Origin of the sequence: Cobetia sp. 5-25-4-2 (assembly GCF_013374075.1) — a bacterium.
GTDB lineage: Bacteria > Pseudomonadota > Gammaproteobacteria > Pseudomonadales > Halomonadaceae > Cobetia > Cobetia marina.
The window spans coordinates 390,855-416,243 of record NZ_BLWK01000001.1 but is presented as its reverse complement, the minus strand read 5'-3'; the positions used below and the strand labels follow the sequence as shown (position 1 = coordinate 416,243).

Sequence of the window (25,389 nt, the reverse complement as noted above, 5' to 3'; positions counted from 1 at the left end):
CCAGAGAGGATTCCCGCCATGCCCTTGAGCTCATTGCGTAATCAACTGTTCAAGCAACGCCACGTCGAGGTGCTTGTCATCAAGCAGATCGACGGCGAACTGTTGCACGTCTGTGGCGTGGGTGTCCTGGAAGGGTCTGGCAGCGTCAACCACAAGCGACGTGAACTGTCCCGCGACAACCACGCCTTCCCGGTGCGCATGCATGAAGGCAACCAGGTCCTTCACCCCCAGGACTTCAATCGTCTGGTGTTGCTGGAAGAGGTACAGCTTCACCCCCGGGGCTGCCGTCCCAGGGAAGCCGTATCGCTGGAGGTGGAGGGCCACCGCTACCGCGTCGCCCATACCCCGATGCGCTGCTGGCACTTCAAGGGCCTGTTGAAGATCGAGCGTACCCAGCAGGGCCTGCTGCTGAGTACCGAGGACATGTCCCTGATTCGTGCCAAGGCGCTGCGTCGTCCCGCTGCCTCGTCAACCAGCAGCGTCTCGCCTGATCGCACGTCGCCGCTTTCCTCATGGCGCAACGGTGACACCAGGTCACGTACCGGGCAGCAAGGGCAGGGAGCTGGCACCACGCCACGCAAGACACCGCTTGAGCTCTACCCCGGGGCTCGCGAGCTGGAGCTCGAGCCGAAATACTGAGCCCCTCTCTGCAACCCGCCTTATCTCACAAGACGCCCAGCCCCTGCTGGGCGTCTTGCGTCGTGGATGCCAGATCGTGAATGGCAGGTCGTTCATTGCACGGCGTGCCTTGCATCATGGGTATTGCATATTGGTCGGAACCCGCAAGACAGTGCCGGAGGATGACGGTATTCTCGCAGAACTGTCCAAGCGTTCAGGAGGTTCACTGCCCCTGTCCGCCCGCGTATTCATGACTCTCCTTCACTTCAGGATAGGCCTGCCTCATGCGCCGAATGTCCGTCCCGCTGTTTCTGCTCATCCTGATACTGGTCGCCCTCAATCTACGACCGGCGCTGTCCTCGCTGGCCCCCCTGCTGGATCGCATCACGCAGGACCTTGGCCTGAGCACACTGGCCGCCGGCCTGCTGACGACTCTGCCGGTGATATGCCTGGGACTGTTCGCGCCACTGGCACCCCGCCTGGCGGGGCGACTGGGGGCGGAGCGTACCTTGAGCCTGGCGCTTGTCACCCTGGGAATCGCCTTGTGGCTGCGTGCCAGCGACCTGACTCTCCTTCTCTATCTGGGGACCTTGCTGTGCGGCGGCAGTATCGGTATCGCGGGCACCCTGTTGCCCGCCATCGTCAAGCGCGAACATCCCGAGCGCGCTGACCTGTTCACCGGTGTCTACACCATGGCGCTATGCCTTGGCGCCGCCCTTGCCGCAGGGCTCAGTGTGCCGCTGGCCAACTGGCTGGACAGCTGGCAGGCCTCTTTGAGCTGCTGGGCATTGCTGGTGGTGATCGCCCTACCGGTCTGGCGTCTGAGCATGCCGCACCCCTGGCCTCGGCGCCTGCCGGCCGGCCAACATGACGCGCCACGCCTGTGGCACCTGCCACTGGCACGACAGATCACCTTCTTCATGGGCTGCCAGTCATCACTGGCGTATATCGTCTTCGGCTGGCTTCCGTTTCTGTTGCAACAACGTGGCTTGAGCGATGTCGAGGCCGGCTGGCTGATGGCCGCCTCGGTGATGGCCCAGGTACTCACTGCCCTGCTGGCGCCGGTGATCGGGCGCATGGGACGGGATCAGCGTCCCGCCATCCTGCTGCTGCTTGCCTGTTCGGCGGTCGGCTTGCTCGGCCTGATGGTCGGCCCGCTGTCACTGCGCTGGCTGTTCGCCGTACTGCTGGGCTTTGGTCAAGGAGGCAGCTTCTCGATGGCGCTGACCTTGCTGGTACTGCGCAGCAACGACGCTCGCCTGGCCGGGGCGCTGTCGGGAATGGCGCAAGGCACCGGCTACATGCTGGCGGCGCTCGGCCCGCTGGCGGTGGGCATACTGCTTGAATTCACCAATGACCTTGACGTGATCGCCTCGCTGTTCGCGCTGATTCTCATCGCCGCCGCAGCGCTGGGTCTCAAGGTCGGGAGACGTCAGCGCATCTGTCTGCGCGATGATGGAAGCCCCGAGGTCATCGACGGCTGAGTCCTATGCTGCGCATTCTTCATCTCTTCCCTGCCCCGCCCTTTTGCCCAAGCGGTTGCACGCGCTGACGTGATGTTCGAGCGTGCGCCCGGCGAGGCCTGTTGACGCGAGCGTCCCGCTCCGGCATTCACACGCTGACGTGCTGATGTCAGCCTGCCTGATATCGACCAGACCTGTCATGCACCTCCAAGTGATAGATTCTATCGATTCAACAATTACGATTAATTTATATATTCCGAATGTCTCATTTGGATTATTCCTGCCTGACCCTACCCTCTGAACTCGCGTAGTAAAACAACGTACTTCACGGTACCTACTTCGCGGCACGTACTTCACAACAACAAGCTCACACTCAGAGGTGAAAGCCCATGTCCTGCCCCCGCAACAGACTGTCCTCCTCAGGCTCGGGAGATATCACATGTTGTCATTGATCGGCGTCGCCATCATCGTGGTCGGTCTGGCACTGCGCTTGAACGCTCTGCTGGTGGTCCTGGTGGCAGGCTTTGCCTCGGGACTCGTGGCCGGCATGACGCCCACCGAGATCCTCGGCGCCCTCGGCCAGGCCTTTACCGACAACCGCGCCGTGTCACTTTTCATCATCACCCTGCCGGTCATTGGCCTGCTGGAGCGCAATGGCCTGCGTGACCAGGCCGAGCATCTCGTGCAGAAGCTGCGTGCCGCCAGTGCCGGCCGCATCACCCTGAGCTACCTGCTGCTGCGCAAGGTGACCAACGCCTTCGGGCTGCAGCTGGGTGGGCACCCGGCGATGATCCGTCCGCTGGTCGCGCCGATGTCGGTCGGTGCCGCCGAGCGCGACCTCTCCGAGGAAGCCGTGGCCTCCCCCCGCTTCAAGACCCTGAGCCAGCGCATCCGGGTACTCAATGCCGTCAGCGAGAACTTCGGCAACTTCTTCAGTCAGCTGATCTTCGTCGCCTCGGGCGGCCTGCTGCTGATCAAGAGCGTGCTGGACAAGAGCGGCACCAGCGTCAGTCTCGCGGACATGGCGCTCTATGCCATTCCTACCGCACTCGTCTCGCTGGTCGTGGTCTTCATCCTGTGTCGCCGGCTGGACAAGCGCATCCAGCAGGAGCATCGACTGCTGCGCGAGGAGTATCCCGCCGCCCCTTCGCAGCCAACCTCCGCGTCAGCCCCTGACAGCTACACCACTCCCGTGACGGAGAGCCACTCATGAGCGGTATCGATGCCCTTTACCTGATCACCGGCTTCGCCGTCATGGTGTTTGCCCTTCTGACCCTGACCGACCGCGACCATCCGCGTCGCCTTGGCACCAGCGCCTTCTGGATGATCTTCGGGATCAGCCTGGCCTTCGGCCAGTGGCTGCCCAATGTCGTGGTCGGCCTCGCCATGCTCGCCATGGCGCTGCTGGCCGCCACCGGTCAGCTCGGCTTCGGCAATTACGGACAGCTCAGCGATGAAGCCCGCCAGCAGCGCCGCCAACGTCTGGGGTCTCGGCTGTTCATTCCGGCACTGGTGATTCCCATCGGCACCTTCCTCTACACCCTCACCACCGGGCAGAGCGCACTGGTCGGGCTGGGGCTTGCGACCGTGCTGGCGTTTGCCGTTGCCCTGCTGCTGCTGCGTGAGCGCCCCGGCACCGGCATGCAGGAAGGTCGTCGCCTGGCGGATGCCATCGGCTGGGCCGCCATCCTGCCGCAGTTCCTGGCCGCGCTCGGTCTGCTGTTCGATCAGGCCGGTGTCGGCCAGACCATCGCGGGGCTGGTCTCAAGCGTGGTTCCCGATACCAGTCTCATCGCCTGCGTGATCGCCTACTGTGTCGGCATGGCCGTGTTCACCATGCTGATGGGCAACGGCTTCGCCGCCTTCGCCGTCATCACCTCCGGGATCGGCTATCCGCTGGTCATCGCCCTGCATGGTGGCAATCCCGCCATCGTCGGCGTGCTGGGGATGCTGTCGGGCTATTGCGGCACGCTGATGACGCCCATGGCCGCCAATTTCAACATCGTGCCGGCGGCGCTGCTGGAGCTGGATGATCGCTATCACATCATCCGCGCCCAGATCATTCCGGCGCTGGTGATGCTGATGGCCAACATCAGCCTGATGCTGCTGCTGGCCTTCTGATTCGTTCTCATGCTTACCCGCGCATCGATCACCGCCAGCAGTGGCCTGCGGTGATCGATGCCAGTCAAGGAGTCTCCCATGTCCCGTCTGCTTCTCTGTGGTTTCGAGCCCTTCGGCCACGACAGCGTCAATCCGGCACTCAAGATCATCGAGCAGCTGGAGGGTCAGACCCTGACCCTGTCGAATGGCTCATCGGACAGTGTCGAGATACGCACCTGCCGCGTGCCGGTGACACGCTACGCCGCGATCGAGAGCGTGGTGGAGGCCATCGAGCGTCACGCCCCCGATACCGTGATCATGCTGGGCCAGGCGAGTGGTCGCAGCGCCATCACGCCGGAGCGCGTCGCCATCAATCTGGATGACTACCGCATCAAGGACAATGGCGGACACCAGCCGGTGGATGAACCCATCGAGACCGGTGGCCCGGATGCCTGCTTCACGACTCTGCCCATCAAGGCGATGGTCAATGATCTGCAGGCAGCGGGACTGCCGGCCAGCGTCTCCTATACCGCCGGCACCTTCGTCTGCAACCATCTGTTCTACGGCGTGCAACGCCATCTGGCACACAGTCCGATCCGCTCCGGCTTCGTGCATATTCCGGCACTCCCCGAGCAGAGCCTCGATGGCCGACTGCCGACCATGAGCCTGGAGAGCCTGCTGGAAGGCGTGCGCGTCCTCTGCATCAGCGCCATGACCCATCAGCAGGATGTGCGCATAGGCGGTGGCAACATCAGCTAGCCCTTCCGCCACCACCGCACTCGCTGCTGACCTGGCCATCCCCTTGGCAGCACGTCTCACCCGCCAGCCGGCATGCGTTACAATGCCGGCTTTCCCATTTCTGGCAGGTGGATACGATGACTCCCGAGACACACATCCTGGTGCTGTATACCGGCGGTACGCTGGGCATGGTCGAAAGCGAGCAGGGCCTGGTGCCGGCCGGAGACTTCGATGCGCGTCTGCGAGCAGCGCTGGAAGATCTGCCACCCAGCCGTCGTGGTCGTCTGCCCGCCTTCACCCTGCGCGAATTCCCGCAACTGATCGACTCCTCCTCGGCGACGCCCGCTGACTGGCAGCAGATCGCGGGCGAGATCGCCGATGCCTATGACAGTTTCGATGGCTTCGTGGTGCTGCAGGGCACCGACACCCTCGCCTGGACGGCGTCAAGCCTCGCCTTCCAGCTCAAGGGCACCGCCCGCCCGGTGATCGTCAGTGGTGCCCAGCTGCCATTGGAGGCCGACGGCAGCGATGCTCTTGCCAATGTCGAACTGGCCCTCACCGCCGCCGCCCAACCGACCCTCAATGAGGTGGTGGTCGCCTTCGGCGGTCAGCTGCTGCGCGGCGTGTGCACCCGCAAGTGGTATACCCAGGATCACCGCGGCTTCACCACTCCCAATGCCCCCCTGCTGGGCGAGTGGGTCGATGACCGTGTGGTGGTCTATCCAGGCCGCCTGATGGATGACCAGGGGCCGGCCTTCGAATTGCCGGATTACGCCTGCCTCGGCCAGGATGCCGTCATCCGCCTGCCGCTCTACCCCGGCATCAGCGCCGAGAGCGTACGAGTGCAGTTGCTGCGCAGCGAAGTGAAGGGCGCGGTGCTGGAACTGTGGGGCAGCGGCAATCTGCCGGCGGACGCCGAGCTTCTGGGCGTGCTGGCCGATGCGCGCGGCGAAGGCAAGCTGCTGGCCGGCATCAGCCAGTGTCCGCATGGCCCGGTCAGCATCGGCCACTATGCGGCAGGCGCGGGCCTTGCCACCATCGGGGTACTGTCCGGTGATGACATGACGCTGGAGGCCGCCTTCACCAAGCTGCTGCACCTGGTCGCGCTCAATCAGGATGAGGACTGGCAGCGGGAACGTTTCCTGATGCCATGGGTAGGAGAGCGCGCCAGCGGCCTGCTGTAATCAGATACCACCGTTAGCTTCATGACAACGAAAAGCCCCGACAGGCATGCCTGTCGGGGCTTTTTCATGCAGTGACTCAAGACTGGCCGACGCGATATCGTCAGCCGCCGCCTCAGCCGGTGTTGCGCAGACCGGCCGAGATACCGGCCATGGTCACCATCAGGGCGCGCGACAGCTCGGCGGAGATGGCGCCATCGGCGTCCCGGTTGCGCTGCAGAAGCTCGGCCTGCAGGCCATGCAGCGGGTCGATGTAGGGGTTGCGCACATCGATGGCCTGACGGATCAGCGGCATGTGCTCCAGCAGCGTCTGTTGATCGCGGATCTCCAGCACCACCTTCTCCAGACGCTCGAGACGATCACGCAGCGACTGCCCCAGCTCCTTGAGCGCCGGCTCATCCACCAGACGTTGCTCGTAGTAGGCCGCCGTCGAGAGATCCGCCTTGGACAGCAGCATCTCCAGCATGTCGACATAGGTGGAGAAGAACGGCCAGTCGTTCATCATCTCGCGCAGGATTTCCAGCCCACCCTCTTCCTCGAGCCGATTGGCGAAGGCTTCGCCACTGCCAAGCCACGCCGGCAGCATCAGACGAATCTGGGTCCAGGCGAAGATCCACGGGATCGCCCGCAGCGTCTCGACACCGCCATCCTGACGACGCTTGGCCGGGCGTGACCCCAGCGGCAGGCGCGCCAGTGCCGTCTCCGGCGTGACCGAGCGGAAGTAAGGCACGAAGTTCGGGTCCTCGCGCACCACTCCGACATAGGCCTTGTGCGCGACGTCCGCGAGACGATTCATCTCGTCGCGCCATTCCTGACGCGGGGCGGGCGGCGGCAGCAGGCTGGCCTCGAGCACCGCACAGACATAGATCTCCATCGAGCGGCTGGCGATGTCCGGCAGGCCGAACTTGAAGCGGATCATCTCGCCCTGCTCGGTCACGCGCAGGGAACCGGTCACCGAGCCCGGCGGCTGCGAGAGGATCGCCGCATGTGCCGGACCGCCCCCGCGACCCACCGTGCCGCCACGACCATGGAACAGTGTCAGTTCGACGCCGTGCCGCTTGGTGACATCCACCAGCGTCTCCTGAGCACGATACTGTGCCCAGGCCGCCGCCAGCTGGCCGGCATCCTTGGCGGAGTCGGAATAGCCGATCATCACTTCCTGACGATTGCCGGCGTGCTTGCGATAGATCGGCATGCCCAGCAGCGTGTCGATGACCGGGCCGGAGCGATCCAGGTCGTCCAGGGTCTCGAACAGCGGCGCGATGGGCAGGCGCACATCACCGCCCACCTCCTTCATCAGCAGCGCCACCGCCAGTACATCGGAGGCCTGGCCCGCCATCGAGATGATGTAGGTGCCCAGCGCCTCACGGTGTTCACGCGCGATGACCTTGAAGGTATCCAGCACTTCGCGGGTATCGGTGGAGCACTCCCAATGACGCGGGATCAAGGGACGCTGACCGCCCAGCTCCCTGGCGAGGAATTCACAGCGCTTCTGCTCATCCCACTCGAAGTAGCTGCCCATGCCCAGCGACTGGGTCAGCTCGTCGAGCACCTGGGCGTGGCGCGTACTTTCCTGACGGATGTCGAGCTTGGTGAGAGTCACGCCGAAACAGGCCACGCGGCGCAGCGTGTCGAGCAAGGCGCCATTGGCGATGGTATCCAGTCCCACGTCACACAGCGAGCGGTAGCAGGCCAGCAGCGGTGCATAGAGCTGCTCACGCGTCTCGATGATGTCGAGCCCCTCGTGACGCTTGCCGTCCAGGCCAGCCTTGGCCCAGTCACGGGTGCTTTCCATGCGCAGGATCAGACGCCGCAGGATCTCGCGGTAAGGTTCCGCCACGTCGCCGGCCTCGGCACGCAGCGCCGCGGAGCACTTCCACATGGAGAGCTCGGACTTGAGCTGCTCGAGATCCCGCAGGTAGAGATCCGCCGCCATCCAGCGACCCAGCAGCAGCACGGTGCGGGTGACCCGCGCGGTGACATTCGGGTTGCCATCGCGGTCGCCCCCCATCCAGGAGGCGAAGCGCAGCGGCGCGGCGTCCAGCGGCAGACGCTCGCCGGCCGCCTCCAGCGTCATCTCGTCCAGCTGACGATGGAAGTCAGGCACCGCCTGCCACAGCGAATTCTCGATGGTGGCAAAGCCCCACTTGGCCTCGTCCACCGGGGTCGGGCGCTCGTGACGGATCTCGTCGGTATGCCAGGCCTGGCTGATCAGCTCAGAGAGGCGTGCACGCGCGAGCGTCGCCTGTTCCGGGCGATCACAGGCACCTTCCATCTGGGTCAGGCAGCCTTCGATGGCATCGTACTTCTGGATCAGGGTACGGCGGATGACTTCCGTCGGGTGGGCCGTCAGCACCAGCTCGACGCGCATCGCCGACAGCTCCTCGACGATCTTCTGGGCACTGAAGCCACGCTCACGGATACGCGTGATCAGCTCGCCCAGATCCGGCTGACTGCCGGGACGATAATCCTCGACACGCTTGAAGCGGCCGCGGTAGTGCTGCTCGGCGATGTTGGAAAGATTCAGAAACTGATTGAAGGCGCGGGTGACCGGCAGCAGATCGCTGTCGGGAAGGTCGCGCAGGTAATCGATCAACTCGCGACGGGCCGCGAGGTCGCCTTGCTGGCCTTTCTTGGCCAGGGCGCGAATGCGTTCGATACGCTCGACGAAGTCATCGCCGAGATCGGCCGCGATGGTCTGGCCGAGGTTGTCCCCGAGAATGCGCACATTGTCGCGCAACGATTCATGCAGGTCGTGACTCATGCAACCCTCCTTGGGAGTGACGGTGCCGCCGCGGGAATCATCCCCTGTCATCAGGGGCATTCAGTTGACAGATCCATGACGGGCTCGCGGCCCGTCGCAAGCCCTGCGCCACCTGACACGGAGACTGGCACAGAGATCTGACGCATGCCCCAAACGAAAGGCCCGCGGCGCAGCAGACCGGAAAGCAGGACAAGGCACTTGCCCTGATCGCTTACCATCAGCATACGACCGCGGGCCTTGGCTCCACAATCCGACTATCGCGTAAACTTACTACATTTTCTTTCTGCCGCCCGACGACGGCATCACATCACCTGACAAGCGGAGTCACCGCACGCGCGTTCGACGAGCCATCCTCGAGGCTCTCGGACTGTCTGGCCGCCCGCTCCCGGCGCTTGGCCTCATCCCAGTGCGCATCCATCTCGGCGAGACTGGCCTCCTTCAGCGAACGCCCCTCTGCCGCAATCGCGGCTTCCACATGACGGAACCGGGACGCGAAACGGGCATTGGTCGCCCGCAGCTGCTGTTCCGGGTCCGCCTTGAGCGTCCGCGCCAGGTTGACCACCGCGAACAGCAGATCCCCCACCTCCTCACGCGCATGGGCCTCATCGCCCTCGGCCAGCGCTTCCTCGACCTCGCCGAGTTCCTCGCGGATCTTGTCCAGCACACCGGCAGTGTCCGGCCAGTCAAAGCCCGAACGTGAGGCCTTCTTCGAGAGCTTGGCCGCCCGCGTCAGCGCCGGCAGGCCCAGCGGCACGCCATCCAGCACGCTGACGTCAGCGGCCTGGCTGGCAGATGGCTCGCCGGACTCCTGCTGCTTGAGGGTCTCCCACTGGGCATTCAGCGACCCTTCGTCCACCTCATGCGTGGCGACGCCCTCACGGCGCGAAGCCAGGGTGCCATCCGGGAAGACATGCGGATGGCGGCGCAGCATCTTCTCGGTGAGCACATGGATGACGTCATGGAAGTCGAAACGCTGCTGCTCGCTGGCGATCTGGGCGTAGAACACGCCCTGAAAGAGCAGGTCGCCCAGCTCCGCCGGCAGCTCGTCGAGCACCTCGGCATCTGCCGCGGCCCGCTCGATCACGTCGGCGACTTCATAGGCCTCCTCCAGGGTGTGCGGCACCAGGCTCGCGTAGTCCTGCTTCAGATCCCACGGACAGCCGTACTGCGGGTCACGCAGCACGGCCATCAGGGTCAGCAGGTCCTCAAGGCCATGGCGTCCGGGGGGAGTTGCGGCACTCATGACTTGTTGCCACCGACCCGCAGGCGCTTGACGTCGATGATGTTGGGCAGCTGCTGGATACGTGCGAACACGCGTCCCAGCACATCGAGGTTCTCGACCTCCAGCGTGATCCTGAGCGTGGCGATGTTGTCGAGCTGGTCGGTGCGCGTATTGACCGACAGCACATTGACCTTGTCGCCACTGAGCACATTGGTGACATCGCGCAGGAGCCCCGAGCGGTCCCAGGCCTGGATCTCGATATCCACCGGATACTGGCTGCGTGACCGCTGGCCCCAGTCGACATCGACGATGCGCCGCGGCTCGTCCGAGCGCAGCTGGATCAGGTTCGGGCAGTCCTGACGATGCACCGTCACGCCACGCCCCTGGGTGATGAAACCGGCGATCTGATCCCCTGGCACCGGATGGCAGCAGTTGGCCATGGTGGTCTTCAGGTTGCCGACCCCCAGCACCATGACGGCGTCCGGCTTCTCCTTGCCCTGCGGCTTGCGCTGACGCAGCAGGCGCTCGAGCTGCTCCTGATCATCGGTGTCGCCGAACAGCTGCTGCGCCTGATGCAGCACCTGGCCGACCCGCAGGTCCCCCGCGCCGATGGCGGCGTACATGTCATCACGTGTCGGATAGTTGACGGCGTTGGCCAGCTTGTCGCGATCAAGGTTCTCCAGCGCCAGACGCGAGAATTCCTTCTCGAGCAGCGCCTTGCCCTCGTCGACGTTCTGATCCCGCGCCTGGAGCTTGAACCAGGTCTGGATCTTGGCGCGAGCGCGCGAGGTGCGCACATAGCCCAGATTGGGGTTGAGCCAGTCACGACTCGGCCCGCCCTTGGTGGCCGTCAGGATCTCGACCTGCTGGCCGGTCTTGAGCTTGTAGGTCAGCGGCACGATACGGCCGTCAACCTTGGCACCACGACAGCGATGCCCCACCTCGGTGTGCACGCGATAGGCGAAGTCGATGGGCGTGGCGATCTTGGGCAGGTCGATGACGTGCCCTTCCGGCGTGAAGACATAGATACGGTCAGGTGCCACGTCGGAACTCAGGCCCTGACGGATGGACTCCTGTCCTCCGCTCTCGCCGACCTCGTCCTGCCATTCGAGCACCTGACGCAACCAGGCGATCTTGTCCTCGTAGCTGCGACTCTTGTGGCCGACGTCGTGGCCCTTGTAACGCCAGTGGGCACACACGCCCAGCTCCGCCTCCTCGTGCATGTCGAAGGTGCGGATCTGGATCTCGATGACCTTGTTGCTGGGCCCGACCACTGCGGTGTGCAGCGACTGATAGCCATTCTTCTTCGGGTTGGCGATGTAGTCATCGAACTCGTGAGGCACGTGGTGCCAGCGCGAGTGGACGATGCCCAATGCCGTATAGCAGTCACTGACGGTGCCGACGAGAATCCGCACCGCACGCACGTCATACACCTGCGAGAAGGCGATGCGCTTGATCTTCATCTTCCGCCAGATGGAGTAGATGTGCTTGGCGCGGCCGGCGACATCGAAGTGCTTGATGCCCTGATCGCGCATCAGACTGCGCATCTCGACCAGCAGATCGGCGATGTAATGCTCGCGCTCCAGACGCTTCTCGGCCAGCTGCTTGGCGATGTTCTTGTACTCGGTCTCCTCGCGGTAGCGGAAGGACAGATCCTCCAGCTCCCACTTGAGCTGACCGATGCCAAGACGATGAGCCAGCGGACCATAGATGTCGAAGACCTCATTGGCGACCCGCATGCGCTTCTCACGCGGCGCATCCTTGACGTGACGCAGGGCGACGGTGCGCTCGGCGATCTTGATCAGCGCGATGCGCACGTCATCGATCATCGACACCAGCATCTTGCGCAGGTTGTCCTGTTGATCGTGCTGCGCCATGCCATGACTGGGCGCCTGCAACTGACTGATGGCGGCCATGTTGAGCACGCCCTCGATCAGGCGTGCCACCTCGGCACCGAAGTGCTTGTCGATGGCCTCAAGCCCCAGGTGCCCCTCACGCACCGCGCGATAGAGCACTGCCGCCACCAGCGCAGGCTGGTCGAGTTTCAGCTCCGAGAGGATATCCGCCATCTCGAGACTGAAGCGGAAACTGACCAGCGGCTCACGCCAGGGCTTGTCGCCACGCGCATCCGCCTCACGCGCCACCTTCAATGCGACTTCACAGGCTCGCACCATGACCTCGGCATTCACCGACGGGACTTCCTCGCGCAGTCGCGCGACCCACACCGGGATGTCCACACCACCGCTATCGGTCAGCGGCTGATCTTCGCGCACCTTGACCATGACCCTATGTCCTTGAATATCTTGCCATCTTGATGACAGCGCCCGAGGGCGCCGTCTCAGTCTTCCATCCGCTCCAGCAGCAGCATCGATTCCAGATGTGCCGTGTGAACGAACATGTCCGCCATCAGCGCACGCGTGACACGATAGCCGGCGTCGGTGAGCATCTTCACGTCACGCATCAACGTGGTCGGGTCACAGGCGATGTACAGCACCCGTGCGGGTGCATGGGAGACCTTCCCGGCATGCAGGTGACGTGCCAGCTCATCGCATAGAGGCTGAGCGCCATCGCGCGGCGGGTCCAGTACCAGAAGGTCGATACCCTCGAGTGATGGCAGCGCACGACTGAGGTCGGCGCGTCGAGCACTCACCTGAGGCAGCGCGTTGTGCTCGGCATTGGCGATCAGCTGATCCACCATGCCCTGGCTGCCTTCGATGCCGGTTACCTTCGCGGCCCCCGCTGCCGCCACGGCCAGCGTGAGATTGCCGACTCCGGCATAGAGGTCCATGACCGCAAGGCCACTGACGTCGCCCAGCCAGTCCAGCGCCGTATCCACCAGGCGCTGATTGAGCGCGGCATTGACCTGCACGAAGTCACCCGGCGAGAAGGCGAGACGCAGTGTCCGCTCGCCGACGCGCACGGAGTAGGCGGCGTCCGGCGTGCCGGCCAGCCATTCCAGCACCACCGGATCACGCCCGACTCGCCAGCCGACCACCAGCCCATGCTGTTCGGCAAAGGCCTGCCAGCGCTCGGCATCACGCGGCACGGCCTTGAGCTGTCGAATCACCAGGATGACTTGGTCATCCGCGGCCGTCAGCTCCAGATGCCCCAGACGCTTGGGCGCTTCCAGCGTATTGATCAGCTCGCGCAGCGGCGTGATCAGTCGATCCAGCGCCGGCACCAGCACGCTGCAGCTCTGGATATCCACCAGCTGATTGCTGCCACGGCCGCGGAAGCCCAGCTGGATCTCGCCGCTGTCCGTGACGCGCACCCCGAGGCGTGCACGCCGACGATAACGATGCTCGTCCTCGCCCAGTGGCTGGATATCCGCCAGCGCCACGCCATTGCGCTGTGCATGCTCACTGAGCACCTGCACCTTGTGGGTGCGCTGGGCCGGCAATGCCATGTGCTGGAGATCACAACCACCACAGGTGCCGAAGTGCGCACACGGCGGCGTCACGCGACTCTCGGCAGCATTGTCCCGCGAGCGCACATGCGCCTCGTTGAAGCGCTTGTGAGTTCGGTGGATGGCCAGCGTGACCCGCTCACCGGGCAAGGCCTGGTCGATGAACTGGGTCTTGCCGTTCTCGTCATGCGCGACGCCTCGCCCATCATGCGCCAGACGTTCCACCGTCAGCCATTGGCTGTCGGCATCACTGACGTTGCGCGTCTCGCGACTGGCCACTTCCTTCTCACGACGCGTCGGTTTGCGCGCTGGGCGTTTCTGTCCGAGCAGTGCCATCAGAGGTCATCTCCGTGGGTGTAGAGGCCGGTCGACAGATAGCGGTCGCCACGGTCACAGACGATGAATACGATCACCGCGTTCTCGACCTGCTCCGCCACCGTGAGCGCCCCTGCCAGGGCGCCGCCGGAGGACACGCCCGCCAGAATGCCTTCCTCACGCGCCAGACGGCGCATGCAGACTTCGGCGTCCCGCTGAGCGATATCCAGGGTGCGGTCGATGCGCGAGGCATCGAAGATGCGTGGCAGATAGGCCTCGGGCCAACGACGGATGCCGGCGATGCTGGCGCCGTCCGCCGGTTGCAGTCCCACGATCTCGATGGCGGGATTCTGCTCCTTGAGATAGCGCGAGGTGCCCATGATGGTGCCGGTCGTGCCCATGGAGGAGACGAAATGCGTGATGCGTCCCTGAGTCTGTTGCCAGAGCTCCGGTCCGGTGGTGCGGTAGTGCGCCAGGGGATTGTCCTGATTGGCGAACTGATCAAGGGCCTTGCCCTCGCCACGCGCGATCATCCCATCGGCGATGTCCCGCGCGTGCTCCATGTTGTCTGCCTCGATCAGCGTCGCGCCATACGCGCCCATGGCCTGCTTGCGCTCGCTGGAGGCAGTGGAGGGCATCACCAGCACCATGCGGTAGCCCTTGATGGCCGCGACCATCGCCAGCGCGATGCCGGTGTTGCCGGAGGTGGCTTCCACCAGGGTGTCACCGGGCTGGATCTCGCCGCGAGCCTCGGCTTCATTGAACATCGAAAGCGCCGGACGATCCTTCACGGAACCCGCGGGATTGTGGCCTTCCAGCTTGGCCAGCAAGACGTTGTTGCGACCGGCGGTGATACGCGTCAGGCGTACCAACGGCGTATTGCCGACGACATCGGCAAGACTGGGGAATTCAGTCGCGGCAAGATCCGCGGGGTCACTGACATGAGACATGAGGGGCAGACTCCAAGGACGCGCCCGGATACTCCGATGCTGACCGTCAGGAGGCAGCATCGAGACCTGAGACAATCGGGGCCACGTCGGGGGTGTAGAAGATGTGCGCAGTATATCGCTCCCGCCACCTCCCTGTCAGGGCGCGAACCATCGCATCACTGCAGTCTGGAAGGTATGCTTGAGCCTGGCTTTCGCACGCCGCTCGTCGCTGGCGGCTGTGCGGGCCTTGCACGCAGGCCCTCGGACACGTCACCTCCGAATGGTGCGGCGCTGCAACCCTGTTTTCCTCTTCCTGCGGCATCCGAGTCTCTGGCTCGCTGCCCCGTCGCGATGGACTGCCATGCTGCTTAGAACCCGCTTTCAGCTCGCGTTGCTTCTGCTGCCGCTTGCCACGAGCCTGCTGTTCAGCCTCTATGTGGTGGATCGTGAGATCAGTCGTGAACGCACCGCCATGATGCAGCGTCTGCAGGCCAGTGTGCAGGCGATCATGCCCGGGCTTGCCAATGCCGCCCTGGAAGCCGACGACCAGCGTCTGCATGAACTGGCACAGATGCTCATCGATCAACGCGACGTGCGAGGGTTGACGCTGCGCACCCCCGAGGGTGGCACCCTGCTTCACATGGGGCCGAGCCAACGTCCACAGACAAGCTCGCTGCTGGAAAGCGACGCCTACCCGCAAGCCCCCGACGCGCTGGTGCTGGTGACACCGGTGATCGACCCATGGCGGGAGGCACGACGCGGAGACCGCATCTCCTGGCTGATTCTCGAGGCCTCCGATACCCGTATCGTGCTGCACCGCTATCAGCTGCTGGTCGGCTATGGGCTGGCCAATCTGGTCTTCGGACTGGCACTGCTGCTGTTCGCCTACCATGCCTCACGTCGCATGCTGCAGCCCTTCCATGACCTCGGCGAAGCCATGACCCGCCTCGCGCGCGGCGAGACTCACCAGCGTCTGCCGGTGCAGGGGAATGACGACATGAGCGAGCTGGCCGAGCACTACAATCTCAGCGTCGAGCAGCTCAAGCGCGCGCGGGAAGACATGCAGGACCAGATCGACCAGACGACGCGTGACCTGCACGAATCGATGGAAACCGTCGAGATCAAGAACATCGAACTGGACATGGCCCGCCGCAAGGCGCTGGAAGCCAACCGCATCAAGTCGGAATTCCTCGCCAACATGAGCCATGAGATCCGCACGCCGCTCAATGGCATCATCGGCTTCAGCAACCTGCTGGGGCGCAGTGACCTGGACAACCGCCAGCGCGACTGGCTGGGCCACATGCAGAACGCCTCCTCCTCGCTGATGTCATTGATCAATGACATCCTGGACTTCTCCAAGATCGAGGCCGGCAAGCTCGAGCTCGAGAAGGTCCAGATGGACATCGAGCCGCTCATCGAGGAAGTGCTGGCGATGCACGCCCCGGAGGCGCATCGCAAGCATCTGCACCTGCTGGGGCTGGTCTACGATGACGTGCCACAACGCTTCGAGGGTGACCCGCTGCGCATCAAGCAGGTAGTCACCAATCTGGTGGCCAATGCGGTCAAGTTCACCGAGCAGGGCGAAGTCATCGTCCGCGTGATGGTGGATGACCTTTCCGGCAGCAGTACCCGCCTGAAGATTGCGGTGGCCGATACCGGCATCGGCATGGACAGTGCGCAACGCAACCGCCTGTTCCAGGCCTTCTCCCAGGGTGACCCGTCCCGCGCCCGCCAGTTCGGCGGCACCGGCCTGGGCCTGATGATCTCGAAACGCCTGGTGGAACAGATGGGTGGCGAGATCCAGGTCGAAAGCCTGCCCGGACATGGCTCCACCTTCCTGTTCAGCGTGCCGGTGGCCGTCAGCAGCATCGAGGAGCGCCCGCGCGAGATCGTCTTCGATCATCAGCGCATCTGTCTCATCGAGCCACACCCGGCCACGCGCCGCGCCCTGAGCTACCTGCTCTCGCGCTGGTCGCTGGACCTCGTCGGCATCGAGGAGCAGCCTGATCTCGTGGTAGTCGCCCTGGAAAGCCGTGACCTGAAGCGGCTGGAGGAATGGAGTCAGCGCCTCAAGCACCTGCCATGTCGCGTGCTGTGTCTGCTGAATGCACCACTGCCGGCCAATATCGAGGACCTCCAGCAATACGGGATCGACGAACTGCTCAGCAAGCCGGTCACACGCCTGCAGATGCGCCACAAACTGGCCAACCTGCTGCATTCACCGCGGCGCGACACACCACGCCTTCAGGAGCTGCCGGCGTTCACGCCGCTGGAGGATGGCACCACGGCCGGGCGGCTGACGCCTGATCTTTCCGCTCCGCTCCCGGAGCGCTCGCCGGCATCGCCGCGGGCCCCCGAGGCGTCGCCTGCCTCCCCCATGCCTGACGGGCTGCCTCAGGCGGCCACACCTGCGGAGACGCCGAACATGACGCGCAAGTGCGTGATGGTCGTCGATGACAACCCCTCCAATCGCCTGCTGGCCGAGGAACTGCTCACTGACATGGGCTTGGATACCCTGGCCGCCCAGAGTGGCGAGGAAGCGTTGGCCCTGGCCCAGCAGCAGCCGGTGGATGCGGTACTGATGGATATCCAGATGCCGGGCATGAACGGCCTGGAAGCCACCAAGGCTCTGCGCCATCAACAGCGCATGCGCCATGAGCACCTTCCCGTCATCGCGTTGACCGCGCACGCCCTGGCACACGAGCGCCGGGAACTGCTGGCCGAGGGCATGGATGACTACCTCATCAAGCCGGTCGACGAGCACCTGCTGGCCAACATGCTGAGCCGTCACCTTGGCATCACGCTCAGCGTGCCGAAGACCCCGCCACACGACACGGCCCCCGCCTTCTCCCCCCTCTCCAGTGCCACTGACGCGAGCAGTATCGAGCGTGGCAAGCGCCCCGAGGGTACACCTCCCATGCCCGCCGCGTTCGAGGGACTGAGCGAGCAGGATGGCGAACTGCCCATCGTCGACATGGCACTGGGCATCGAGATGGCCGGCGGGCGCAAGGCGCTGGCCCTGGAGATGCTGGGACTGCTGATCAAGAGCCTGCCGGAGAGTGAGGTCACCATCCGCAGGGCCTGGGCGGTACAGGATGGCGAGGCCATGCTCGATGGGGTGCACTATCTGAATGGCGCCTGCCGCTACTGTGGCGTGCCGCGCCTGGCACTGCTGGTCGAGGCGCTGGAGACACGCCTGCGCGTCAGTGGTCTGGATCAGCTGGAGGACGATGTCGCCGCGCTGTTCGATGCCATCGCAAGCCTTGCCCAGTGGGCACAGAGCGAGGAAGCCACCTCGCTCCTGGCAGAGTCTCGCCCCGACGCCTCGGACCGCGAGCGCTGAGCGAGAGCGCTGGTCGAGAGCACTGATGACGGCATCCGCTCTTCGCCACCCCTTTTTCTCTTGCCTTTTCCGCCCCCTCCTCACCATCCCACTGCCGACAACGACAACGCCACCCTGGCCGCGAGGCGAGGGTGGCGTTGTCATGTCCAGCACTTGTCAGCGGTCAGCGGTCAGCGGTCAGCGGTCAGCGGATGCTCAGCGCTCCAGCACCACGAAGGCGATGGCCTGATCACGCTCATCACTGATCGACAGATGCAGATGACGAATCCCGGCACGTGCAGTCAGCGCTTCCGCCTCATCTGATAGCACGAAGGACGGCTTGCCCAACGCATCGTTCACCACCTGGATCTGGGTGAAACGCATGCCCTGGCGCAATCCGGTGCCCAGCGCCTTGACGAAGGCTTCCTTGGCCGCGAAACGCTTGGCCAGAAAAGCCGCCGGCTGGGGGTGATCCGCGAAGCGTGCCAGCTCCTGCGCTCCGAGCAGACGCCGAGCGAAGCGCTCTCCGTGACGTGCCATGCCGGCCTCGAAACGCTCGATTCGCGCGATGTCCGTGCCTATCCCGACGATCATCCGCAGCAGCCTGACCCTTGCACGTGCTCATGATCCTCATCGTGCTCATGGTCATGGTCGTGCGCATCCAGCGCTGCCATCAGCCCCGCTTCCTGGCCTGCGATGCACAGGCGCTTCATCTCGATGACGGCCTCCTTGAGGCCGACGAACATGGCGCGCGCGATGATCGCGTGACCGATATTCAGCTCGTTCAGCCCCGAGATGCCCGCGATGGCCTCGACGTTGTGATAGTTGAGACCATGCCCGGCATTGACGATCAGACCCAGCTCGTTGGCGAGCTCGGCTGCGGCCGCGATGCGCTCGAATTCGACACGCGCCGCTTCACCGCTGGCATCCGCGTAGGCACCGGTGTGAAGCTCGACGACTGGCGCCCCGGCCTCGAAGGCGGCCCGAATCTGCTCAGGCTCCGGGTCGATGAACAGCGAGACTTCACAGCCCGCCGTCGCGAGACGCTCACAGGCCGCGCGAATGCGTTCCAGATCCCCGGCGACATCCAGACCACCCTCGGTGGTCAGTTCCTCGCGCTTCTCCGGCACCAGGCAGACATTGGCCGGACGCACTTCCTCGGCCAGCGCCAGCATCTCGTCACTGACGGCCATCTCGAGATTCATGCGCGTATTGAGCACCTCGGCCAGAAGACGCACGTCGCGCTCCTGGATATGGCGACGGTCTTCACGCAGGTGCACGGTGATGCCATCGGCGCCGGCTTCCTCCGCGACCAGCGCGGCCTGGACCGGGTCCGGATAACGGGTGCCACGCGCCTGGCGCAGAGTGGCGATGTGGTCAATATTGACCCCGAGCAGGATACGCAGCGGGTGCATGATCAGCTCCTAGCGATGGAGATGGAAAATAGGCATGGCAACAGGTGCCATGACGAAGACAGCTTGCATGACGACAGGATACGACCTGCAGGCAAGGCCCGCATCATCCTGTCTGACGACTTTCACGTCGCCGGGCGGTCAGCTGACGCATCAGTTCACGCGAGCGCAGCGGACGCTCTCCCAGCAATGGCGCCAGGGCGCGCCGCGCCAGCCATAGACTCTCGCGCGACAGGCCGGCGTGCCCCCAGTCCTCACTGGCCAGCAGCTTCAAGGCACGCCCCTCGATACCTGCTGCCCCCTCGGGTTGGGCGCGAAAACGCCGCTCGCTGGCGACATAGTCGTAGCGCACGTCGGGCATCAGAGGGGCATCCTCCAGCGTACGAAACTGCGGCAATTGCTCAAGGGCTTCCAGCAGGGTGTATTCCAGTCGCCTGAGTGCCGGGGCGCGACGAGCAGGCAGCGCCACGTCATCCAGGGTCAGCGAATAGAGGGCGAACAGCTCCGGTACCGGCATTTCCACCGGCAAGGTGCGCGTCAATAGCTCATTGGCATAGAAGCCACACAGAAGCCCTTCCCCCGCCAGCAGACTGGCGCTGCCGCCGGTCTCCATCAGGTTGAGCGTCTTGAGATCGCTTTCCCCGCGCCAGGTGACGTGCAGGGGAGTGAACGGCTGCAGTCGCGCCCGCGACTTGCTGCCCGGACGCTGGACACCGCGTGCCACCGCGCGCACCCGACCATGCTCGAGGGTCAGCAACTCGATGATGGCACTGGTTTCACGATAAGGCTTGCGATGCAGCAGGAAGGCCGGTTGCGGCGTCATCGGACAGGCTCACGACAGAGAGGGCTTGCGGACAGGGAAGATGGCATCCGGCAGAGGCGAACGCCGAGCATCAGGCGATGCTCGGCTGATGAGGCCACCCGTGGCGCGGCAGTCGTCTTGCCTGCCGCGCCACGGGGGCGGGGAGCATCAGTCCTTGTCGTGGGTGTAACCCAGGCTTTTCAGGGCGCGCTCGTCATCCGACCAGCCACGCTTGACCTTGACCCACAGGTTGAGCATCACCTTGGCATCGAAGGCACGCTCCATCTCGAGACGCGCTTCGCGACCGATGTTCTTGATGCGCTCGCCATTCTCGCCGATCAGGATCTTCTTCTGGCCCTGACGCTCGACCATCATCAGCGCGCTGATGTGCAGCGTACCGCGCTGATCGGTCTTGAATTCCTCGATCTCGACGGTCATCTGGTACGGCAGTTCGTCACCCAGCTGACGCATCACCTTCTCGCGCACCAGCTCGGAGGCCAGGAAGCGTGAGCTCTTGTTGGTGATCTGATCATCCGCGAACATGTGCTCGCCGTGCGGCAGACGCCCCATCACGTTCTCGAGCAGCAGGTCGATGTTGGTGCCATTCTTGGCCGACATCGGGATGATGGCCGCGAAGTCACGACGCTCCTGCAGACTCTGGAGCCAAGGGGCCAGAGTGGTCTTGTCCTTCAGCCAGTCGATCTTGTTGACGACGAGAATCACCGGCGCCTTCACGTGGGCCAGCTTCTCGAGCACGATCTGGTCTTCTTCCATCCAGCGGGTGCGGTCGACGATGAACACCACGGCGTCCACATCGCGCAGCGCCTGGGTGGCGGTCTGGTTCATGAAGCGGTTGATCGCCTTGTTGCGATCGCGCTGCATGATGTGGATCCCCGGGGTATCGACGAAGACGCACTGGGTGCCGTCCTCGGTGTGGATGCCCATCACCTGGTGACGTGTGGTCTGCGGACGACGCGAGGTGATCGAGACCTTCTGTCCCAGGATGTGGTTCATCAGCGTCGACTTGCCGACATTGGGGCGCCCGACGATGGCGACGAAGCCACAGCGGGTATCCGGCAGCGGCTGATCGCTGACACCGGCGGCCGCCAGCATGCCCTCGAGGGCATCGGCGTTGCCGGTGTGCGTCTCGATAGAGGCATCAGGGGCGTCGCCGCTCGGGGTGACGTTGTCTTCTGGGGTATGGCTCATGAGCGGCCTCCGCGGGCAGGTTCGAGCAGTTGCAGCGCGAACTCGGCCGCCTGCTGTTCAGCATGGCGACGGCTGGAGCCGACGCCTGTGGTCTTGGTGTCGATCATCTCGACGTGGCAATCGACGCTGAAGGTCTGCGAATGCGCTTCGCCTTCGACGCTGGTCACCTCATAGCGCGGCAGGGCCGCCTGACGCGATTGCAGGAATTCCTGCAGACGTGTCTTGGGATCTTTCTGGGTGTCCTGAAGGTTCAACGCCTCAAGACGGCTGTCGTACCAGCGCAGCACGTGTTCACGCACGACCTGCATGCCAGCATCCAGATAGATGGCACCGATCACGGCTTCCACGGCATCGGCCAGGATGGATTCGCGACGATGACCGCCGCTCTTCATCTCGCCGGAGCCCAGGCGCAGGTTCTCGCCCAGCTTGAACTCACGGGCAAGCTCCGCCAGGGTCTGGCCCTTGACCAGACGCGCACGCAGGCGTGACAGCTGGCCCTCACGGGCCTGGGGGAAGCGCAGGAACAGCGCTTCGGCGATCACGAAGTTGACGATGGAATCGCCAAGAAACTCGAGCCGCTCATTGTTCTGGCCACCATAGCTTCGATGGGTCAATGCCAGTTCCAACAGACTGGCATCCTCGAAGGTGTGGCCGATACGCTTTACAAAGGCATTCAGCGGGCTACTCACAGGTCTCCCTACTCTCTTTTTGTCGCTGACGCCCGCAGGCGTCCTGTCGAATGGTGCATCAGTCTTGACGGCTGATGCCTGTCGTCATCGACATGCTTCGCGATGCCCGAAGCCTACACGGCTTGAGGAGTTGCCGATCGCCACCATCCCAATCCGATATTCGTCAGCCGCGCTGCCCGCAGGCTCGTGGCCTCGGGTCCGACATGATGAACAGCAGGTTGACATGGCAGGCACGACGCATCGTCCCATGTCGAAAGATCCGTCCTTGCGGTACTGGCACGCCGCGGGCGGCGCTGCCAGACACGACCGGGCCGCCTCTCGGCGGCCCGGTCAATGCACTGATCAATGAATCAGGCGTACCGAGGAAAAGTCCGGGAATCCGTCCTTCCAGTGCATCCACACCGCGACCGCCTTGCCGACGATGTTCTCTTCCGGCACGAAGCCCCAGTAGCGGCTGTCGTTGGAATGGTCGCGGTTGTCACCCATCACGAAGTACTGGCCTTCAGGCACTCGGATCTCGCGCATCTGCGGGCCGGGGTCCTGAGGGTTATTGTAGATTTGATGGGCGTGTTTCCCCAGTGTCTCATCCAGCAGACTCTCGCCGGGCTGCTCACTGACGTTGCGCGCATTGAGCGTCTTGCTGACCGCTTGGCCATTCACGTAGAGCTGCTTGCCCTCATAGCGAATGGTGTCACCGGGCAGACCGACGACGCGCTTGATGAAGTTGGTGGACGGGTCCTCCGGGAAACGGAACACCATCACGTCACCACGCTCGGGCTCGCCGACCTCCAGCACCTTGGTGTCGACCACCGGCAGGCGCAGGCCATAGTCATACTTGTTGACCAGGATGAAGTCGCCGATCTTGAGCGTCGGCAGCATCGAGCCGGAGGGAATCTGGAACGGCTCATAGGCGAATGAGCGCACCACCAGCACCAGCAACAGTACCGGAAAGAACGACTTGGCATAGTCCACCAGCCACGGGTCCCGCGTCAGCTTCTCACGCGTACCACTGTCCAGCTCCCCTTCGACGGATGCCTCGGCCTTGGCCAGACGCGCCTTGCGCGCACCGCGCAGGGCAATCAGATCTATCAGCCACACCACGCCGGCTACCGCTACGGCAATCACCAATACTAGCGAGAAATCCATCGTCATCCCTGTCTGCCCTGGGTCTTGGGGCAGGCCGCCAGCCGGCGGCCTGCATCAGTCGTTCATCTTGAGCACGGCAAGGAAGGCGTCCTGGGGAATTTCCACCCGGCCGACCTGCTTCATGCGCTTCTTGCCCGCTTTCTGCTTCTCGAGCAGCTTCTTCTTGCGGCTGACGTCGCCGCCGTAGCACTTGGCGGTCACGTTCTTGCGCAGCGCCTTCACGGTGGAGCGTGCCACGACCTGACCTCCGACGGCCGCCTGGATCGCCACGTCGAACATCTGACGCGGGATCAGTTCCTTCATCTTCTCGACCAGCAGTCGGCCACGGCCGTGAGCATGGTCGCGGTGGATGATGGCCGCCAGCGCATCGACGCGATCGCCATTGATCAGCACGTCCAGACGTACCAGCTTGGCCGCCTCGAAACGCTCGAAGCTGTAATCCAGAGAGGCATAGCCCTTGGAGATGGACTTGAGGCGATCGAAGAAGTCCATCACGACCTCGGCCATCGGCAGCTCGTAGACCAGCTGGATCTGGCTGCCCAGGAACTGCATGTCGAGCTGGACGCCGCGACGATTGACGCACTCGGTGATGACGTTGCCGACGTATTCCTGTGGCACGAGGATGGTGGCGCGGCAGATCGGCTCACGCAGTTCATCGACGTTGGCCATGTCCGGAAGCTTCGAGGGGTTGGACACCGGCAGCACTTCGCCGTTGTCCATCAGCACCTCGTAGATCACCGTCGGCGCAGTCGTCAGCAGGTCGAGATTGTACTCGCGCTCCAGACGCTCCTGGATGATCTCCATGTGCAAGGTGCCCAGGAAGCCGACGCGGAAGCCGAAGCCCAGTGCGTCGGAGTTCTCCGGCTCGTAATCCAGCGAGGCATCGTTGAGCGCCAGTTTCTGCAGCGCGTCACGGAAGTCCTCGTAGTCATCGGAGCTGATCGGGAACATGCCGGCGTAAACCTGCGGCTTGACCTTCTGGAAGCCCGGCAGACGCTCGACCTTGTCGGCCGTCTTGGTGTGCACGATGGTGTCACCCACCGGCGCGCCCATGATGTCCTTGATGCCGGCGACGATGAAGCCCACCTCGCCGGCACGCAGCACACCGGTTTCCTTGCGCTTGGGCGTGAAGATACCGATCGCGCCGGTTTCCCAGTCGCGGCCGGTGGACTTCAGGCGGATCTTCTCACCCTTCTTCAGGGTGCCGTCGAAGATACGTACCAGCGAGACGACGCCGAGGTAGTTGTCGAACCAGGAGTCGATGATCAACGCCTGCAGCGGCGCTTCCGGATCGCCCTTGGGCGGCGGAATGTCACGCACCAGACGCTCGAGCAGCGCTTCCATGCCCATGCCGGACTTGGCCGACACCTGACAGGCATCCGTCGCGTCCAGACCGATGATCTCCTCGATCTCCTGGGAGACCTTCTCCGGGTCCGCCTGCGGCAGATCCATCTTGTTGAGGACCGGCAGCACCTCGAGGCCCTGCTCGATGGCGGTGTAGCAGTTGGCCACCGACTGGGCTTCGACGCCCTGACCGGCATCCACCACCAGCAGCGCCCCTTCACAGGCATACAGCGAGCGCGAGACTTCATAGGAGAAGTCGACGTGGCCCGGGGTATCGATGAAGTTCAGCTGATAGGTATTGCCATCATCGGCGTGGTAGTCGAGGGTCACCGACTGAGCCTTGATGGTGATGCCGCGCTCACGCTCGATGTCCATCGAGTCAAGCACCTGCTCCTTGAGCTCACGGTCACTCAAGCCTTCGCACAGCTGAATGATGCGGTCAGCCAGCGTGGACTTGCCGTGGTCGATGTGGGCGATGATTGAGAAGTTGCGGATATGCTTCAAGGACGGCGGCGTTACGCGTTCGGTCATGGATCACTGCTCTGTATTTGTGCCCGTCTCCGTGAAATCACACGGCCAACACGGGAGACGACGGAAATCGAATTGCACGCATTGTACAGTCCGACTTGAGGCGATGATAGAAGGCGTTACCTTTTGCACCTCTCTCACCCAGCCGTTCGAACGGCAGTCACAGGGCAATCCTCATGCTTGCGAGCCCCGCGAGAAGGG

At 63.9% G+C, this 25,389-nt stretch carries 19 protein-coding genes; 7 read left to right on the top strand and 12 right to left on the bottom strand.

Features of this window, described 5'->3' with window-relative positions; genetic code table 11:
- Nucleotides 1–18 precede the first annotated feature (18 nt).
- The 6 genes from HXS65_RS01825 to HXS65_RS01800 all read left to right on the top strand — a co-directional run bounded on the left by HXS65_RS01825 (nt 19) and on the right by HXS65_RS01800 (nt 6,103).
- Entirely contained in the window at nt 19–639 is a 621-nt protein-coding gene (locus tag HXS65_RS01825) for a hypothetical protein (protein WP_176492967.1), read from the top strand.
- A 263-nt stretch (nt 640–902) separates the two neighbouring features.
- Nucleotides 903–2,102, top strand: a complete 1,200-nt coding sequence (locus tag HXS65_RS01820) for an MFS transporter (RefSeq protein WP_176492966.1) — start codon at nt 903–905, stop codon at nt 2,100–2,102.
- A gap of 418 nt (nt 2,103–2,520) precedes the next feature.
- The gene (locus HXS65_RS01815) at nt 2,521–3,294 is read left to right on the top strand and encodes a DUF969 domain-containing protein (protein WP_176492965.1); all 774 of its coding nucleotides are present in this window, start codon (nt 2,521–2,523) and stop codon (nt 3,292–3,294) included.
- Nucleotides 3,291–4,202, top strand: a complete 912-nt coding sequence (locus HXS65_RS01810; protein WP_077372207.1) for a DUF979 domain-containing protein — start codon at nt 3,291–3,293, stop codon at nt 4,200–4,202. The genes HXS65_RS01815 and HXS65_RS01810 overlap by 4 nt, the downstream gene beginning before the upstream one ends.
- Before the next feature lie 78 nt (nt 4,203–4,280).
- On the top strand, nt 4,281–4,940 hold the full coding sequence (gene pcp / locus HXS65_RS01805; protein ID WP_176492964.1) for a pyroglutamyl-peptidase I: 660 nt from the start codon (nt 4,281–4,283) through the stop codon (nt 4,938–4,940).
- Nucleotides 4,941–5,056: 116 nt separating this feature from the next.
- Nucleotides 5,057–6,103 carry an asparaginase gene (locus HXS65_RS01800; protein WP_084209113.1) on the top strand — a complete coding sequence of 349 codons (1,047 nt, stop codon included), beginning with the start codon at nt 5,057–5,059 and terminating at the stop codon, nt 6,101–6,103.
- A gap of 112 nt (nt 6,104–6,215) precedes the next feature.
- Here HXS65_RS01800 and ppc read toward each other — a convergent pair whose 3' ends face one another.
- From ppc to cysM, 5 genes are all read right to left on the bottom strand, one after another.
- Nucleotides 6,216–8,864 carry a phosphoenolpyruvate carboxylase gene (gene ppc / locus HXS65_RS01795; RefSeq protein WP_077372197.1) on the bottom strand — a complete coding sequence of 883 codons (2,649 nt, stop codon included), beginning with the start codon at nt 8,862–8,864 and terminating at the stop codon, nt 6,216–6,218.
- A gap of 307 nt (nt 8,865–9,171) precedes the next feature.
- A complete protein-coding gene (gene mazG / locus HXS65_RS01790) occupies nt 9,172–10,107 on the bottom strand; it encodes a nucleoside triphosphate pyrophosphohydrolase (RefSeq protein WP_176492963.1) in 936 nt (311 codons plus the stop codon).
- On the bottom strand, nt 10,104–12,368 hold the full coding sequence (gene relA / locus HXS65_RS01785) for a GTP diphosphokinase (RefSeq protein ID WP_077372191.1): 2,265 nt from the start codon (nt 12,366–12,368) through the stop codon (nt 10,104–10,106). The genes mazG and relA overlap by 4 nt, the downstream gene beginning before the upstream one ends.
- 56 nt (nt 12,369–12,424) lie before the next feature.
- Nucleotides 12,425–13,828, bottom strand: a complete 1,404-nt coding sequence (gene rlmD / locus HXS65_RS01780; RefSeq protein WP_176492962.1) for a 23S rRNA (uracil(1939)-C(5))-methyltransferase RlmD — start codon at nt 13,826–13,828, stop codon at nt 12,425–12,427.
- Nucleotides 13,828–14,757, bottom strand: a complete 930-nt coding sequence (gene cysM, locus HXS65_RS01775; RefSeq protein WP_077372185.1) for a cysteine synthase CysM — start codon at nt 14,755–14,757, stop codon at nt 13,828–13,830. Before cysM ends, rlmD begins: the two co-directional genes overlap by 1 nt.
- 340 nt (nt 14,758–15,097) lie before the next feature.
- Between cysM and HXS65_RS01770 the strand changes: the two genes are divergently transcribed.
- Nucleotides 15,098–18,079, top strand: coding sequence for a response regulator (locus HXS65_RS01770; protein ID WP_176492961.1), 2,982 nt, complete (start codon nt 15,098–15,100; stop codon nt 18,077–18,079).
- A gap of 195 nt (nt 18,080–18,274) precedes the next feature.
- Here the strand turns inward: HXS65_RS01770 and acpS are convergent, their stop codons facing one another.
- The 7 genes from acpS to lepA form a co-directional block, all read right to left on the bottom strand.
- A complete protein-coding gene (acpS, locus tag HXS65_RS01765) occupies nt 18,275–18,652 on the bottom strand; it encodes a holo-ACP synthase (RefSeq protein WP_077372179.1) in 378 nt (125 codons plus the stop codon).
- Nucleotides 18,649–19,473 carry a pyridoxine 5'-phosphate synthase gene (pdxJ, locus tag HXS65_RS01760; RefSeq protein WP_176492960.1) on the bottom strand — a complete coding sequence of 275 codons (825 nt, stop codon included), beginning with the start codon at nt 19,471–19,473 and terminating at the stop codon, nt 18,649–18,651. The genes acpS and pdxJ overlap by 4 nt, the downstream gene beginning before the upstream one ends.
- Nucleotides 19,474–19,576: 103 nt before the next feature.
- The gene (recO, locus tag HXS65_RS01755) at nt 19,577–20,293 is read right to left on the bottom strand and encodes a DNA repair protein RecO (protein ID WP_077372173.1); all 717 of its coding nucleotides are present in this window, start codon (nt 20,291–20,293) and stop codon (nt 19,577–19,579) included.
- 147 nt (nt 20,294–20,440) lie between these two features.
- Nucleotides 20,441–21,385, bottom strand: a complete 945-nt coding sequence (gene era, locus HXS65_RS01750; RefSeq protein WP_077373161.1) for a GTPase Era — start codon at nt 21,383–21,385, stop codon at nt 20,441–20,443.
- A gap of 92 nt (nt 21,386–21,477) precedes the next feature.
- On the bottom strand, nt 21,478–22,170 hold the full coding sequence (rnc, locus tag HXS65_RS01745; RefSeq protein ID WP_077372170.1) for a ribonuclease III: 693 nt from the start codon (nt 22,168–22,170) through the stop codon (nt 21,478–21,480).
- A 342-nt stretch (nt 22,171–22,512) separates the two neighbouring features.
- Entirely contained in the window at nt 22,513–23,316 is an 804-nt protein-coding gene (lepB, locus tag HXS65_RS01740; protein WP_077372167.1) for a signal peptidase I, read from the bottom strand.
- A 54-nt stretch (nt 23,317–23,370) separates the two neighbouring features.
- On the bottom strand, nt 23,371–25,191 hold the full coding sequence (lepA, locus tag HXS65_RS01735; RefSeq protein WP_084209117.1) for a translation elongation factor 4: 1,821 nt from the start codon (nt 25,189–25,191) through the stop codon (nt 23,371–23,373).
- Nucleotides 25,192–25,389 lie beyond the last annotated feature (198 nt).

What these genes read in the sequence shown, in the direction of transcription:
- HXS65_RS01825 (WP_176492967.1), top strand. Translation starts at nt 19, where the DNA reads ATGCCCTTGAGCTCATTGCGTAATCAACTGTTCAAGCAACGCCACGTC.
- HXS65_RS01820 (WP_176492966.1), top strand. Translation starts at nt 903, where the DNA reads ATGCGCCGAATGTCCGTCCCGCTGTTTCTGCTCATCCTGATACTGGTC.
- HXS65_RS01815 (WP_176492965.1), top strand. Translation starts at nt 2,521, where the DNA reads ATGTTGTCATTGATCGGCGTCGCCATCATCGTGGTCGGTCTGGCACTG.
- HXS65_RS01810 (WP_077372207.1), top strand. Translation starts at nt 3,291, where the DNA reads ATGAGCGGTATCGATGCCCTTTACCTGATCACCGGCTTCGCCGTCATG.
- pcp (WP_176492964.1), top strand. Translation starts at nt 4,281, where the DNA reads ATGTCCCGTCTGCTTCTCTGTGGTTTCGAGCCCTTCGGCCACGACAGC.
- HXS65_RS01800 (WP_084209113.1), top strand. Translation starts at nt 5,057, where the DNA reads ATGACTCCCGAGACACACATCCTGGTGCTGTATACCGGCGGTACGCTG.
- ppc (WP_077372197.1), bottom strand. Translation starts at nt 8,864, where the DNA reads ATGAGTCACGACCTGCATGAATCGTTGCGCGACAATGTGCGCATTCTC.
- mazG (WP_176492963.1), bottom strand. Translation starts at nt 10,107, where the DNA reads ATGAGTGCCGCAACTCCCCCCGGACGCCATGGCCTTGAGGACCTGCTG.
- relA (WP_077372191.1), bottom strand. Translation starts at nt 12,368, where the DNA reads ATGGTCAAGGTGCGCGAAGATCAGCCGCTGACCGATAGCGGTGGTGTG.
- rlmD (WP_176492962.1), bottom strand. Translation starts at nt 13,828, where the DNA reads ATGGCACTGCTCGGACAGAAACGCCCAGCGCGCAAACCGACGCGTCGT.
- cysM (WP_077372185.1), bottom strand. Translation starts at nt 14,757, where the DNA reads ATGTCTCATGTCAGTGACCCCGCGGATCTTGCCGCGACTGAATTCCCC.
- HXS65_RS01770 (WP_176492961.1), top strand. Translation starts at nt 15,098, where the DNA reads ATGCTGCTTAGAACCCGCTTTCAGCTCGCGTTGCTTCTGCTGCCGCTT.
- acpS (WP_077372179.1), bottom strand. Translation starts at nt 18,652, where the DNA reads ATGATCGTCGGGATAGGCACGGACATCGCGCGAATCGAGCGTTTCGAG.
- pdxJ (WP_176492960.1), bottom strand. Translation starts at nt 19,473, where the DNA reads ATGCACCCGCTGCGTATCCTGCTCGGGGTCAATATTGACCACATCGCC.
- recO (WP_077372173.1), bottom strand. Translation starts at nt 20,293, where the DNA reads ATGACGCCGCAACCGGCCTTCCTGCTGCATCGCAAGCCTTATCGTGAA.
- era (WP_077373161.1), bottom strand. Translation starts at nt 21,385, where the DNA reads ATGCTGGCGGCCGCCGGTGTCAGCGATCAGCCGCTGCCGGATACCCGC.
- lepB (WP_077372167.1), bottom strand. Translation starts at nt 23,316, where the DNA reads ATGGATTTCTCGCTAGTATTGGTGATTGCCGTAGCGGTAGCCGGCGTG.
- lepA (WP_084209117.1), bottom strand. Translation starts at nt 25,191, where the DNA reads ATGACCGAACGCGTAACGCCGCCGTCCTTGAAGCATATCCGCAACTTC.